The 14,528-nt window shown below is 42.5% G+C and carries 15 protein-coding genes; 5 read left to right on the top strand and 10 right to left on the bottom strand.

The annotated features are described in order from the left end of the window. Nucleotides 1-155: 155 nt before the first annotated feature. From gpsA to AB4263_RS04210, 3 genes are all read left to right on the top strand, one after another. Nucleotides 156-1,220 (top strand): NAD(P)H-dependent glycerol-3-phosphate dehydrogenase, encoded by a 1,065-nt coding sequence (gene gpsA / locus AB4263_RS04220; RefSeq protein WP_372097607.1) that lies wholly within the window; start codon nt 156-158, stop codon nt 1,218-1,220. A gap of 47 nt (nt 1,221-1,267) precedes the next feature. Beyond that, the gene (gene cysE / locus AB4263_RS04215) at nt 1,268-2,089 is read left to right on the top strand and encodes a serine O-acetyltransferase (RefSeq protein WP_017063106.1); all 822 of its coding nucleotides are present in this window, start codon (nt 1,268-1,270) and stop codon (nt 2,087-2,089) included. An 83-nt stretch (nt 2,090-2,172) separates the two neighbouring features. After that, a complete protein-coding gene (locus AB4263_RS04210; protein WP_372097605.1) occupies nt 2,173-3,324 on the top strand; it encodes a murein hydrolase activator EnvC in 1,152 nt (383 codons plus the stop codon). A gap of 62 nt (nt 3,325-3,386) precedes the next feature. Here AB4263_RS04210 and AB4263_RS04205 read toward each other — a convergent pair whose 3' ends face one another. From AB4263_RS04205 to rffG, 5 genes are all read right to left on the bottom strand, one after another. Further along, nucleotides 3,387-4,025, bottom strand: a complete 639-nt coding sequence (locus AB4263_RS04205; RefSeq protein ID WP_004733226.1) for a TetR/AcrR family transcriptional regulator — start codon at nt 4,023-4,025, stop codon at nt 3,387-3,389. 141 nt (nt 4,026-4,166) lie between these two features. After that, entirely contained in the window at nt 4,167-4,724 is a 558-nt protein-coding gene (gene rfbC / locus AB4263_RS04200; protein WP_372097603.1) for a dTDP-4-dehydrorhamnose 3,5-epimerase, read from the bottom strand. Nucleotides 4,725-4,728: 4 nt separating this feature from the next. Next, on the bottom strand, nt 4,729-5,610 hold the full coding sequence (gene rfbD / locus AB4263_RS04195; protein ID WP_372097601.1) for a dTDP-4-dehydrorhamnose reductase: 882 nt from the start codon (nt 5,608-5,610) through the stop codon (nt 4,729-4,731). Continuing rightward, on the bottom strand, nt 5,610-6,497 hold the full coding sequence (gene rfbA / locus AB4263_RS04190; RefSeq protein WP_372097599.1) for a glucose-1-phosphate thymidylyltransferase RfbA: 888 nt from the start codon (nt 6,495-6,497) through the stop codon (nt 5,610-5,612). The genes rfbD and rfbA overlap by 1 nt, the downstream gene beginning before the upstream one ends. Further along, nucleotides 6,497-7,591 carry a dTDP-glucose 4,6-dehydratase gene (gene rffG, locus AB4263_RS04185; protein ID WP_102394569.1) on the bottom strand — a complete coding sequence of 365 codons (1,095 nt, stop codon included), beginning with the start codon at nt 7,589-7,591 and terminating at the stop codon, nt 6,497-6,499. Before rffG ends, rfbA begins: the two co-directional genes overlap by 1 nt. Before the next feature lie 353 nt (nt 7,592-7,944). Between rffG and rfaD the strand changes: the two genes are divergently transcribed. Both rfaD and lpxM read left to right on the top strand, forming a co-directional pair. After that, entirely contained in the window at nt 7,945-8,886 is a 942-nt protein-coding gene (gene rfaD, locus AB4263_RS04180; protein ID WP_372097597.1) for an ADP-glyceromanno-heptose 6-epimerase, read from the top strand. Nucleotides 8,887-8,961: 75 nt separating this feature from the next. After that, nucleotides 8,962-9,915, top strand: a complete 954-nt coding sequence (gene lpxM / locus AB4263_RS04175; RefSeq protein ID WP_372097595.1) for a lauroyl-Kdo(2)-lipid IV(A) myristoyltransferase — start codon at nt 8,962-8,964, stop codon at nt 9,913-9,915. A 93-nt stretch (nt 9,916-10,008) separates the two neighbouring features. Here the strand turns inward: lpxM and AB4263_RS04170 are convergent, their stop codons facing one another. Genes AB4263_RS04170 through AB4263_RS04150 form a run of 5 tightly spaced genes read right to left on the bottom strand, consistent with a single transcriptional unit; the run spans nt 10,009 to nt 14,516 of the window. Beyond that, nucleotides 10,009-10,896: a lipopolysaccharide biosynthesis protein gene (locus AB4263_RS04170; protein WP_372097593.1), complete on the bottom strand. Its 888-nt coding sequence runs from the start codon at nt 10,894-10,896 to the stop codon at nt 10,009-10,011. After that, on the bottom strand, nt 10,886-11,842 hold the full coding sequence (locus tag AB4263_RS04165; RefSeq protein ID WP_372097591.1) for a glycosyltransferase: 957 nt from the start codon (nt 11,840-11,842) through the stop codon (nt 10,886-10,888). Before AB4263_RS04165 ends, AB4263_RS04170 begins: the two co-directional genes overlap by 11 nt. An 18-nt stretch (nt 11,843-11,860) precedes the next feature. Continuing rightward, nucleotides 11,861-12,349: a pantetheine-phosphate adenylyltransferase gene (gene coaD, locus AB4263_RS04160; RefSeq protein ID WP_102394573.1), complete on the bottom strand. Its 489-nt coding sequence runs from the start codon at nt 12,347-12,349 to the stop codon at nt 11,861-11,863. A gap of 9 nt (nt 12,350-12,358) precedes the next feature. Beyond that, nucleotides 12,359-13,423 (bottom strand): glycosyltransferase family 9 protein, encoded by a 1,065-nt coding sequence (locus AB4263_RS04155; RefSeq protein ID WP_102394574.1) that lies wholly within the window; start codon nt 13,421-13,423, stop codon nt 12,359-12,361. Then, the gene (locus AB4263_RS04150) at nt 13,416-14,516 is read right to left on the bottom strand and encodes a glycosyltransferase family 9 protein (RefSeq protein WP_372097589.1); all 1,101 of its coding nucleotides are present in this window, start codon (nt 14,514-14,516) and stop codon (nt 13,416-13,418) included. The genes AB4263_RS04155 and AB4263_RS04150 overlap by 8 nt, the downstream gene beginning before the upstream one ends. Nucleotides 14,517-14,528: the final 12 nt, after the last annotated feature.

Below are 14,528 nucleotides of genomic sequence, written 5' to 3'. Positions count from 1 at the left end.
AACGTTTCAAGCGCTAGTTAGCTTTTAAATGCACATCGTAACTTCTGCGATGTGCATTTTTTCTTTACACTGTACTAAGATTGAAAGCTCTTATTATTTTAGTAGATAGCTTTTCCAGAATTCTTCGATTTCCCTCAATATTTTTAGGTGGAAGCATGACAGACACAACTCACCCGACCAACACGACAGACGCTTACGGTAAAGACAGCGCTTACGGAAAAGAGATCGCCATGACTGTCATTGGTGCAGGTTCTTACGGAACCTCTTTAGCTATCTCTCTAGCGCGTAACGGTGCAAACGTTGTTCTTTGGGGGCATGACCCTGCTCATATGGCTCGCCTTGAATCTGAGCGCGCTAATAATGAGTTTCTACCAAATATAGAATTCCCAGAAAGCCTGATCATTGAATCAGACTTAGAAAAAGCAGTGACTTCAAGCCGAGACCTTTTACTTGTAGTCCCGAGCCACGTATTCGGCGTTGTGCTTAATAGCGTTAAACCTTACTTAGCCTCAGACTCTCGCATCTGTTGGGCGACCAAAGGCTTAGAGCCAGAGACCGGCCGCCTGCTTAAAGATGTCGCGCATGATGTGCTGGGTGATGGTTACTCGTTAGCGGTTCTATCAGGACCGACCTTCGCCAAAGAGTTAGCGATGGGCATGCCAACGGCTATCTCTGTCGCTTCACCAGATGAAGTATTCTTAGAAGAGCTGCAAGAGAAGATCCACTGCGGTAAAACATTCCGCGTATACGCAAACTCTGATTTCATCGGTATGCAACTTGGCGGCGCGGTGAAAAATGTTATCGCAATTGGCGCAGGCATGTCGGATGGCATTGGTTTTGGTGCCAATGCTCGTACTGCACTGATCACGCGTGGCTTAGCTGAAATGAGTCGCTTAGGTGCTGCACTGGGTGCACAACCCGAAACCTTTATGGGTATGGCAGGGCTGGGCGATCTAGTACTAACCTGTACTGATAACCAATCACGTAACCGTCGTTTTGGATTGGCTTTAGGTTCAGGTAAAGACGTCGATACGGCGCAAGAAGAAATCGGCCAAGTGGTCGAAGGGTATCGCAACACCAAAGAAGTTTGGTTACTATCAGAACGCATGGGCGTTGAGATGCCAATTGTTGAACAAATTTATCAAGTGTTGTATCAAGGGAAAGATGCCCACTTAGCTGCGCAAGATCTGCTTGCTCGAGACAAGAAGTCAGAGCGATAACACCACGTATCAAGTCGTGGAATGAAATAGATAAGATGGATGGAAAAATGAAACACTGTGAACAACAAAAAGTTTGGCAATGCATTGTGAAGGAAGCTCGACAGCTGTCAGAGCAAGAGCCTATGCTTGCGAGTTTTTACCATGCCACGATCATCAACCACGAAAGCTTGGGCGCCGCGCTCAGTTATATTCTGGCAAACAAGTTAAAGACCGCCTCAATGCCTGCAATGGCTGTACGTGAAGTGGTTGAACAAGCATTTAAGCAGGACCAATCGATTATTGATGCTGCCGCTTGTGATATTTGTGCAACAGTGACTCGAGATCCGGCGGTAGAGATGTATTCAATGCCTCTACTTTATCTTAAAGGCTACCATGCTCTGCAAGGTTACCGAGTCGCTAACTGGCTATGGAAACAAGGTCGTATTGCTCTTGCGACTTACCTGCAAAATCAAATTTCAGTCGCTTGCCAAGTAGATATCCACCCGGCTGCACGTATCGGCAAAGCAATCATGCTCGACCACGCAACAGGCATTGTTATCGGTGAAACGGCTGTAGTCGAAAATGACGTGTCGATTCTTCAAGACGTGACCCTAGGTGGTACCGGTAAAGAAGGCGGTGATCGACACCCTAAAATCCGAGAAGGTGTAATGATCGGTGCCGGCGCTAAAATACTTGGCAATATTGAAGTGGGTGAAGGCGCGAAAATTGGTTCTTGCTCAGTGGTTCTTCAAGCCGTTCCGCCTCATACGACTGTCGCTGGTGTTCCTGCAAAAATTGTTGGAAAGCCGAAAACTGATAAGCCATCTTTAGACATGGATCAGGGGTTTAACGGTCGCTCTCAGAACTTCATCCATGGTGATGGGATTTAAGAGCAGATTCGGGATCCGACGAATAGCCGATAGCCGAGATGCGAAAAGACTCGCAGCAGATGCTGATTATTAATAAGAGCAAAATGACGATAATGATGAAACCCGTTCAATCAATGAGCACTGTTCTTTTGATATCTGCCAGCCTTGGTGTTGCTCTTTTGTCTTCATCATCATTTGCTGCATCTCAAGGTGAACTGAAAGGCGTATCAAGCGAAATCTCTCGTCAACAGAAAGCGCTCTCTTCCCAGCAAAAGAAACTCGATAGCCTACAGGCAAACCTCAAGAAGCAGGAGCTGTCCATCGCTTCACTTGAAAAAGCGATTCTAGACAGTAAAAAGCAGCTCAATACTGCTAATGCTAATATTGCTAATTTAGACACAAAGATTAAAGCGCTCACTGCACAGAAAAAAGTCCAGACAGACAAGTTAGAGCAGCTCATTCAGACTTACTACATGACGAGTCGAGCTAAGGCTTCTTCTCACATTCTCAACACCGGTGTAGAAGAAGATCGCATCAGTCATTATTACCAGCACCTTGCCAAAGCTCGCTCCGCAACCATTAAAACGATTGAACAGACGCAACTTGAATTAGAAGAAAGCCACAAACAGCGTCAACTTGAGCAAGAACAGATAGCAACACTGCTAAAACAGCAAACCACCAAGCGCGATACGTTAGCCAAAACTCAAACGCAGCGTAAGAAAACGATTGGCAGCATCAAGAAAAACATCTCAGGTGACAAGAATTACCTAGCAGAGCTTCAGCGAAATGAAACACGCCTCAAAGCTGAAATAGCGAAAGCAGAAAAAGCGGCTCGAGAACGACGTAATGCAGTCCCGATGGATGGCCTAGCAAAACGTAAAGGTAAGCTGCCTTGGCCGATCAAAGATAAAGTTCTACATAACTACGGTTCACGTCAAACGGGGCAAATTAACTGGAAAGGCATGGTGATAAACGCCAAGTACGGTCAGCAGGTAAAATCGGTTTACTCTGGCACGGTGGTATTTGCAGAGTATCTGCGTGGCTATGGATTAGTGGTGCTACTTGACCACGGTAAAGGTGATATGACGCTCTACGGCTTTAACCAAGCACTTTTAAAGAAAGAAGGTGACAAGGTTAAAGCTGGCGAAGCGATTGCGCTTGCTGGTGACACTGGCGGCCAAACGCGCCCTTCACTGTACTTTGAGATTCGCAGAAACAGCCAAGCCCAAAACCCGAAGAGTTGGTTAGTTCGATAAAGAGCAGATACGGGATGCGAGTATCTTTCTTCGAATCCCGTATACCGCTTACTCGTCTCTTTCTATTTAGAGTTCAACGCCCTTACACCATCTTCTAATAATGTCAGCTGTTCAAAACCTTGCGCGGTCGCAATTGGTTTAACGGTCGCTATCATCTGCAGCATTCCTTGATGAACGACTTGCTCGGTAATTTGGGCTTTTGGAGACATCGCAGACTGATACGCCAACCAACCCGATGCGATCAAGTGAAGAGAAGTGACCATCGATTTCATTTCCGTATCCGTTGCTTTGAGCAGGTTCAACTCAACGAAGGCTCGCATGATATCGACAAGATTCGTTTGCAGCTTTTCTTGTACGGCCATGTAATCAAGGTGGAGTTTTTCATCACGTGACAATATTTCAGGTAAGTTCGCATAGAAGAATCGGTACTTCCACATCAACGTGAAGATAGAATCTAAGTAGCGCTTTAGTAGCGTCAGGCTTTCTTGTTGGCCTTGAATCGGTGTGAACCTTTCAAGTAACTCTGTCGAATAGAGAGTAAAGATGTCACGGACAATTTCTTGCTTGTTGCGGAAATGGTAGTAGAGGTTACCAGGGCTAATCTCGATATGCTCAGCAATATGATTGGTCGTAATACTACGCTCACCGTGCTCATTAAAAAGCTCTAGAGCAGCGTAAACAATCTTGTCACGTGTTTTCATTAGTTATTAGTATCCCTATCCGTTTAGTGGTTCAGTATATCGCCACTAAGCGGATAGATCGAGCTGATAACATCTGGTCGAATTAGCTCTGACGAAAATAGAGTGGAATCAATCGTCCCTCAAATTAGCTAGGTCTATTGATTACAATTTAGATTTTAGAGCCTGTGAAAAAGAGATCGCACATTGATCTTTCTCCGATAGCTGAATAGATTGCTCTTGAGTCAAAGGCCACTCAACACCCAGTTCCGGGTCATTCCAGGCAATTGAGATTTCCGCAGTAGGGTTATAAAAGTCCGTACATTTATAAACAAATTCAGCCATATCGCTCATAACATAAAAACCATGAGCAAAACCTTCAGGCACCCATAATTGACGCTTATTTTCAGCAGAAAGGAACTCCCCAACCCATTGACCAAAGGTCGCAGAGTCTTTTCGAATGTCAACAGCAACATCAAACACCTCTCCCGAAATAACCCGAACCAATTTACCTTGGGTGTTTTCAGTTTGGTAATGTAAACCGCGTAGAGTACCCTTCTTAGACTTAGAATGGTTATCTTGTACAAATTGTGTTGATTTACCTGTGACTAACTCTTCAAATTGTTTTTTGTTCCACGTTTCCATGAAAAAACCGCGCTCGTCACCAAACACTTTGGGCTCTATAATTTTCACATCAGCTATGCGGGTATCTATTACTTTCATTATTTTATCCTGCGTACGCTTTAATATTGCTTAATGCCGCCTTCCAGTCACTAGGCTCGACCGCGAGAAGAGTCATAATTTTCTCTGTACTCAACTTAGAATTGATTGGACGCTTTACTGGCGTGAGATATTGTTCGGTAGCAATAGTCGAGAGGCTCGGTTTACTTGCGATAACACCTTGCTCGACTGCAACATTGAAAATAGCCTCAGCAAATTCAAACCAACTCACATGCGGCAGCCCCGAATAGTGATAAACACCATACTCCACCACATCACCTTGATTGATGAAGTTCGCGATTTTTATCAAGGTACTTGCTATATCGCCTGCATATGTAGGTCCACCAAACTGGTCACCCACGATACTCAATGTATCTCGGTTTTCACCTAAGCGAAGCATGGTCTTAACGAAATTATTGCCATCCTCACCAAACACCCAAGCAGTGCGAAGGATGATATGTTTATCACACGCTTCGGTAACAGCCATTTCACCGGCTAGTTTACTTTTACCGTAAACACCTTGTGGGTTTGTGATATCACTCTCTAGATACTCTCCGACTTTATTACCTTCAAAGACATAGTCCGTCGAAATGTGTAGAATCGCGGCCCCTAGGTTTTGCGCTGCTTGTGCTAAGAACTTGGGACCATCACGATTGATCGCATAAGAAAGCTCTACTTCTTCTTCAGCTTTATCAACCGCAGTATGCGCCGCTGCATTGATAATAATAGTAGGTTGAAATTCGCTAACAACGGCATTAACAGACTCTTGGCTCGTAATATCAAGGTGCTCTCTATCAAGCGCTAATACCAATGTATTCTCATTGTTAGCCAGTTGTTTAGTTAGACAAGAGCCAACTTGACCATGACAGCCAGTAATTAGTACGCGCATTAAGCTTTTGCCTTCTTTTGAATATCCATAACTAAACGAGTCAAATACTGACCGTATTCATTTTTCATCATCGGTTTAGCAAGCATTAACATTTGTTCATCAGTTAACCAACCATTACGCCAAGCTATCTCTTCTAAACAAGCAACCTTTAGCCCTTGTACATTTTCAATAGTTTGAACAAAAGATGAAGCCTCATGAAGGCTTTCATGAGTACCAGTGTCTAACCAGGCAAAACCACGGCCTAATAGTTCCACATTCAGAGAACCATCATTTAGATACATTTCATTGAGAGTGGTAATTTCCAACTCACCTCGAAGAGATGGCTTCACTTGTTTTGCCAGTTCTACAACTCGATTATCGTAGAAATACAAACCAGTTACCGCATAGTTTGATTTTGGTATTTCAGGTTTTTCTTCAATCGAAACGGCTTTCATTTTTTCGTCAAATTCAACTACGCCAAAACGCTCAGGATCTTTGACTTGATAGCCAAAAACAGTAGCACCAGACTCTTTTGAAGCGGCATTCTGTAGCGTTCTAGAAAAAGACTGACCGTAAAAGATATTATCCCCCAACACCAAACAAACACTATCATCACCAATAAACTCTTCACCAATGATAAAAGCTTGCGCTAAACCATCTGGGCTTGGTTGAATTGCATACTCAAGGTTGATACCAAAACCTGAACCATCACCAAGTAGGCGTTGGAAACCAGCGTTATCTTCAGGTGTCGTAATAATCAAAATATCTTTGATACCAGCAAGCATTAACGTCGAGATTGGGTAAAAAACCATCGGCTTATCATAAATGGGCAAAAGCTGTTTTGATACGCCGCGAGTAAGTGGATATAAACGCGTGCCTGAGCCTCCGGCAAGAACAATCCCTTTCATTACTTATCAACCTTACCATTTACAACTAAATCTGAAGAAACACCTAAGCGCTCACCAGCGTAAGAGCCATCTAATACGCGTGACCACCATTGTTTATTCTCTAAGTACCACTCGACTGTTTTACGAATACCTGATTCGAAAGTTTCTTCTGGCTTCCAACCCAATTCACGTTCAATCTTTGACGCATCGATTGCATAACGTACATCATGCCCTGGCCTATCAGTCACATAAGTAACTAAGTCAAGGTACTTACCCACACCTTCTGGCTTATTTGGCACCAACTCTTCAAGTAATGAACAGATCGTTTTTACAACATCAATGTTTGCTTTTTCATTGTGACCACCAATGTTATAGGTTTCACCTACCTCACCTTCAGTGACCACCTTGTACAACGCTCGTGCATGGTCTTCGACAAACAGCCAATCACGGATTTGCATACCGTTGCCATACACTGGCAGAGGTTTTCCATCGAGAGCATTCAAGATCATCAATGGGATTAATTTTTCAGGGAAGTGGTAAGGGCCGTAGTTATTTGAGCAATTAGTTACGACGGTTGGTAAACCATAGGTGCGTAGCCAAGCTCGGACGAGATGATCAGAAGAAGCTTTCGAAGCGGAGTATGGGCTTGATGGCTCATACGACGTCGTCTCAGTAAACAAGTCATCCGTACCTTCTAAGTCGCCATAGACTTCGTCAGTAGAGATATGGTGGAAACGAAAAGCAGCTTTATCACTTTCAGAAAGCTCATTCCAATAGGCTCTAGTTGCTTCAAGTAATGTATATGTACCAACAATATTAGTTTCGATAAATGCAGCAGGGCCGTCAATCGAACGGTCAACATGAGATTCAGCAGCCAAGTGCATTACTGCATCAGGCTTATGCTGCTCAAAAATACGGTCTAGCTCAGTACGATTACAAATATCTACCGCTTCAAATGCATAACGCTCGTGCTCTCCCACTTCAACAAGAGACTCTAAGTTACCCGCATAAGTCAACTTATCAACATTCACGACGCTGCTAGATGTATTATTTATAATGTGACGAATGACTGCTGAACCGATGAAGCCAGCGCCGCCTGTAACTAATATCTTCATAAGATCTCTAAAACCCTAAAATTCAAAGGAAAAGTTCTTCTAATTTTGCAAATCTATTTATTACTATTCGAAGGATAGTTCGATACGTTAATACCAACTCAAATGCTCACCAACTAAAATAGTTCAGAATCAATTGCGACCAAACAACTCTCATGTCACGCGTAAGCCGGCCTTCAAACAAAAGACGTAGAATCTTTCATACTAAGACCGATAAGATCGCATTTTGAGTAGGTAATAATGACTAGATTAACACAATCATATCACACTAGAATTAAAGAATTATTCCACTAGCTCGCTTCGTTTGTTCCTTGCTATAATCGTGTGAGTTTGTATTCAAAAAAGTAGGAAGAAATATGATTATCGTAACTGGTGGTGCAGGCATGATTGGCAGCAATATTGTTAAGGCGCTCAATGAAGCAGGTCACAACGATATTCTAGTTGTCGACAACTTAAAAGATGGCAAAAAATTTAAGAACCTGGTTGACCTAGATATCACCGATTACATGGATCGTGATGACTTTCTAACTCAAGTTATGGCTGGCGATGATTTCGGTCACATTGAGGCTGTTTTCCATGAAGGTGCATGCTCAGCAACCACCGAGTGGGATGGCAAATACATGATGCTCAACAACTATGAATACTCTAAAGAGTTACTGCATTACTGTATCGAGCGTGAGATACCCTTCTTGTATGCTTCTTCTGCTGCCACTTATGGTGAAACCGATACCTTTATCGAAGAGCCGCAGTACGAAGGCGCGCTGAACGTATACGGCTATTCAAAACAGCAATTTGATAACTATGTGCGTCGCTTAACTGCAGATGCAGCCGCACACAACGAAACGCTTTCTCAAATCACTGGTTTTCGATACTTCAATGTCTACGGTCCACGTGAACAGCACAAAGGCAGCATGGCCTCTGTCGCATTCCACCTAAACAATCAAATGAACGCCGGTGAAAACCCGAAATTATTCGCAGGAAGCGAAACCTTCAAGCGTGATTTTGTGTATGTTGGTGATGTTGCGGCCGTAAACCTGTGGTTCTTAAAAAATGGCGTATCAGGTATCTTCAACCTAGGTACAGGCAATGCCGAATCATTTGAAGAGATCGCAAAAGCGGTGATTAAACATCACGGTAAGGGAGAGATTGAAACCATCCCATTCCCTGAGCATTTGAAAGGCGCTTACCAAGAATTTACTCAAGCAGATTTAACTAAGCTGCGCGATGCCGGTTGCGATGTTCAATTTAAGTCGGTTGCTGAAGGTGTCAGCGAGTACATGCAGTCAGTTAATCGCTAGATTACACTCTCCCGAAAACAAGCTAACGGAACACTGTTAGCTTGTTTAATATATATCGCCAGTTAAAGGTTTACAGTGACAACTCAACGCGACGACTACGATCCTAAAGCATACAATCCTAAATTCATCAGTGCGTTTTTATCACCAAAACACTGGGGAACTTGGCTCGGGCTATGCCTATGTCTGCCCATTTCTTTGCTGCCAAACTCGATTCGAGTAGCCATAGCAAAATTCGTGGCGACAAAAATGGCGAAGAAGCAACGTGGCTCAGTACAAAAGGCACGTATAAACCTCGCGCTTTGTTTTCCAGAAAAGTCTGTTCAAGAGCGTGAAACCATTCTAACCAATTGCCTAACAACTGCTGGCGCCTTTTTACTTGGTTTTCCTGCCATATCATTACGCAGTAAACGCTGGCTTGAAAGGCACTCAGAAATCATTGGATTAGAACACTTACAGCAGCTACAGCAAGACAATCAAAGTGCTATTTTGCTCGTACCTCACTCTTGGTGCATCGACATTCCGGCAATCCTTTTAGCTTCAAGAGGCTTACCCGTTTCTGCGATGGCAAATAGCCAGAAAAACCCTCTGACCGATTGGCTCATGCACAAGCAAAGAGTTCAGTATGGCGGGCGAGTTTATGATCGCAGTGGCGGCATTAAGCCTTTTATCAAATCAGTCAAAGATGGCTACTTGGGATATTACCTGCCAGATCAAGACCATGGCCCAGAGCAAAGTGTATTCTCAGACTTCTTTGCGACTGAAAAAGCAACCTTGCCCGGACTTGGAAAACTAGCAAAAGTAAGCCGAGCGAAGATCGTTCCAACCTTTGCCAGCTATAATATTGAGACGGGTAAATACGAAATTGAAATCAAAGCACCCATTGAGTTATCCGGCGATGAACATCAAGACGCTAGAGCAATGAATGAAGTCGTTGAAGGTTTTGTTAATCCGAAACCTGAGCAGTACATGTGGATTTTAAAGTTGTTAAAAACACGCAGGGATGGACAAGACCCATATGTGGGTTATTAACCTACATATGGGTATAAACCTACACGTAGGCATATAGACTCGATTGATTAGTTAGAAGTTTCTAACTAATCAACAATTTTAAATATTTAATAGTCATTCACCATTGTCCGTTAGTAGCTTGTGATAAAAACCATCAACAGTGTAATCTTCAAGCTTAATCAAAACTGATTCGTCAAACTCGCTAGAAATAAAGCCTTCAATATTACCAGTAAGTTCATTTAGAGAGTCAAATATAAGAAAGTTATCTTTTGAGTATAAAGGGTGATTATAAAGACTCGTATTATTCGTTATAACTTTCTTTCTAGCGTACAACGCCTCTTTAACCCTCATTGTATCAGACGTCTGTCCATCAAGAACCATTTCCAATACACATTTGGTATTGAGCATCACGGTTAGGTATTCAACATAGGAATAAGACGGTTTCTTGTCAAAAACAATAAAATTGCACTTAAAACCATCTAATGCACCTTTTATTTTCTGAACCTTTTCTTTTCTTCCTTTATCCACGCCGACAAAAGAAACATCGAAATCAGATGATTTTTCTATCTCATCGATGATTTTTAGTTGAGGCATAGGTAGGTAAATATGCTTAAAGTCATACTTTGCTGCATCACCTTCATCAAAAGTATATGTTTCAAAATCTTTTAGGTGAGGGTTCAGGCTTCCGTCTGTGACATTTCTAAAAACAATCACCTTCCTCCCATCAATCTTTGATATCGACTTTATATCTCTCAGAGAATCGGTGGTGAATATGACATCGAAGCCATTTAGCGCCTCTATTTTTCGTCTTATGATCGCTCCATAAGCCTCATGATAGTGTTTTTTACTATAGAAAAATAAAAAGGAAATCAATTTCACTAACCACTTGCTTAGAAAAATATGATGCTTTTCATAATCAGACGATAGGACGTCAATTTCTAGTTTTTCATACTGTTGCTTATAGCCTACAAAAACCAGTTTCGGTTTCAATTTATCGTTCATAAGGCAACCTTTTAAAAGACTCGACAATACTTCCTAATGCACTATTGGCTTTACTACCTTCAACTACCTTCTCGTAATAACTAACATACGCTGCAGCCATGACATTGGCATTGAATTGATCTCTCGCGTATTCATTACAACGAGCTGAATCATAGGTGTCAGAATTTAAGATCCCTTCTACGAGCTCTTGTTCACAGCTCGATAAAAGACCTACCTCACTAGAAACTAATTCCGGCAGTGAACCATAGGGTGTACCAAATACTGGACAACCAAAATACAAACTCTCTGTAATCGCTAAGCCAAACGGTTCATGCCAAGTCACGGGGAATATCAGACCTTTTGACTGAGTCATGATCTGAGATTTCGTTGTATCGTCCACCATCCCTAAAAAACGAACATGACGATCTAACGTTAACCTGAAACCCATTTTTAGGTTCAATCGATGGCCGCCCAACACATCAAGCTGCTGGCCAGCTTTCTTGGTAATATCAATAGCACCTTGAACATTTTTAACTCGCCACGCCGCTTTCCCAAGAAAATGGAAACGCTCTCGTTTCAAGTTAAAGTTAGGCTTTTGGTAATTATCCCAATTCAAGCCATTGTAAACATAAGCCTGTGCACCATGATTTTTTGCATGCTGAGATGAAACAAAGACGGTATTCGGGTCAATAGGGAGGTCTGAATTACCATGCTGCGTTAAAATGTAGGGATAAGAGATAGGCTCTAAATCAGAGTGGAAATGCACAACATCAATATCATTTGGAAGCTGACTTTGCACTGGTACATTCGGTTGATACTCTATGACTCTCGCCCAATCACACTTTGTGCCTTTGCCAGCGAGCAGAGTTACTCGGTGCCCGGCAAGATGCAAAGCATAAACTAAGTCCCAAATGACTCGTTCGGTTCCACCGTAATTCACCACAGGTAACGTGGCTCTTGTATACATTAGAATATTCATAATCACTTAATTTTTAGAAGCTTTTACTTTAGCGACAACTGCTTGATGAACACACTCTGGAACAAATTGCTCTATTTCTCCACCATGAATAGCGACTTCACGAACCAATGTTGATGATAAAAAAGCAAACTCTTCTGAAGGTGTCAAAAACAGGCTCTCTAGTTCTGGTTTTAATCGACGATACATTGTCGTCAAACCAAACTCATACTCAAAGTCCATTGTTGTTCTTAAGCCACGCACCAAAATTGAGGCATTTTGCTCGGTCGCGAAATCAACCAGTAAACCGCTAAAACCTTCGACGGAAACATTAGGTAATTCATCGCAAGTTTCTCGCAATAAGGCCACACGCTCATCTAAGCTAAATAAGGTGGCTTTACTTGGGCTCTCTGCGACACCAATGACAAGTTTTTCAAACATACATGCGGCACGTTTAATTAAGTCATAATGGCCGTTAGTCACTGGATCAAAAGTACCTGGGTATATTGCTATTTTCATGACATTCCTTTATTCACTGGATGTTTTCTTGTTTTTCAATCGGCCTAATACACGGTCTAGCTGCTCAATCACCGATTTTGTAGAAATAAGAGCCATAAGATCTTTTCCTTTTACTCGGGTTCCCCATGGAAGCTCGTCAACCGCTTTACCGTGTTGCTCTTCAGCAATCTGTTCATACACAGAAACCACATTGTCTAAACTATGGTAAGGCCCTGTTCGCATTGGGTTACTGTGCGCATACAAGCCAATGACGGGGACACCTTGAGTGGTCGCAATGTGTGCAGGCCCTGAATCAGGAGCGATCACAACACTGGATTGACCAATCACTGCGGTAAGCTGCTTTAACGAGGTTGAGCCAACTAAGTTAATACTAGGTGATGTCATGTGCTGAGATATATTGTCGGTTAAATTGCGCTCTCTATCCGTTGGAGCACCACAAAAAACCACTTTAAAGCCTAACTGATAAGCGTGATCGGCGACAGCGGCATAGCGCTCAACTAACCAGTTTCTCTCATCTTTACTCGCAGCAGGGCTAATAACAATATACGGCTCATGCGCAAGCTCCATCGATAGTTTTTGGTCTTCATCAGACAAAGCAAGATCCCATGTCGGCATCTGCTTGGGACATCCCAAAAAGTAAGCAAATTCAGAGAAATTATCTAACACATGAGATGCGTCCGTTTTTGGCAGCTTGCGATTGGTAAAGAGCCACTGCCCCTCTTTGGCACGTGTCCAACTAAAGCCAAGTTTTACTTTTGCCTTTATCCCTATCGTTAACAGGCTGGCTCTTAGTGCAACTTGCATATGCAGTAAATAATCAAACCGAGTTGAACGCAGAGCTCTCCATACTTCTTTCATTCCTTTTAGGCCGCGTTTTTTATCAAACACGACAACTTGAATTCCAGGTATATCACCAAGTAATTGAGCTTCGATTTTTCCCATCACCCACGTGATCTGACATTCTGGATAGGTAGCTTGAATAAGTTGCACTACAGAAAGAGCATGACAAACGTCACCAATGGCAGATAAACGCAGAATACAAATAGATTTGGGAGCAGAAAGAACGTTATTCATTGATCGGTTCCAATGGCATCATTTCTAGGACAGCAGAAACAACGTTATCTGGCTTGATATCTTGAAGGCATGGCGAATAGACATCATCGCTAATTTGACATCTGTTTTTATAACAAGGGACGCAGTTACGTTCAGATTGCACAAGTCTAATATTGGCGACTCTTTGGGAGCTAACACCATTGCTGTATAAATTGTTCGTTACATCAATTGGCTCTTCATAAGGCCAAGGTGACCACATGCTTGCTGGCGCCACGCTAATAATAGATACAATTGGGATAGAGTAACCTGATGCGAGGTGACCAGGGCCACTATCAGGTCCAACAAAACCATCACTGTGTTTTATTAATACAGAGGTTTGAGCTAATGATAATTCCCCCAAAACACTGACCAGTTGATTCGATTCAGGAACTTGGCTAATGATTTGTTCAACAATGGTCTCGTCTCGTTCTAATTTAGCGCCAGATAAGACAATATTATAACCTGCAGATATCAGACGATTGATGACTTCAACCCAATACGAGACTGGCCACTGCTTAATTTCGTTGGAGGATGGCGCATGCACAACAATGTAGTTTGATGGCAATCTATTTTGAACCACTGAAGGTAATAACTCTTCGGGAGAGACTAGCCGTGCAATACAATTAACATCTATGGTATCCAGCATACGAGCAACGCGACTCATTTTATGCTCAAAGCGATGCTGTTCTTTAATGTAATGAGTATAAATTAACTTTTTAACCCAGGCGCCAGAAAGCGATTCATCAATTGCACCAAGTCTTTTCTTACCAAAGATAAAACTATAGATAGCTGTTCTATCATTAAGCATTTCATTGACGACTAAATCATATCGACCATGCGTTTTTAAAATCCGGTAATAGTCCTTAACGGATGCTCTTGGCGGAATTTCAACTAAAGAGTCAACGTCTGGATTGGTACCAAAAACCATCTCCCCTCTAGCATTAACTAAAACATCTATTGTTGCGGTCGGAAACGCTTTTCTCAGACTATGGGTAAAAGCAGAGATCAACAAACTATCACCAATGCAATGAGTGGCAACAACTAATATTTTTTGGTAACTACATGAATCGTTCATTAATCTGTTCGG

Origin of the sequence: Vibrio sp. 10N.261.55.C5, from assembly GCF_041470505.1 — a bacterium.
GTDB lineage: Bacteria > Pseudomonadota > Gammaproteobacteria > Enterobacterales > Vibrionaceae > Vibrio > Vibrio crassostreae_C.
The sequence above is the reverse complement of the archived record's forward strand: the minus strand, read 5'-3'. Positions and strand labels throughout refer to the sequence as shown.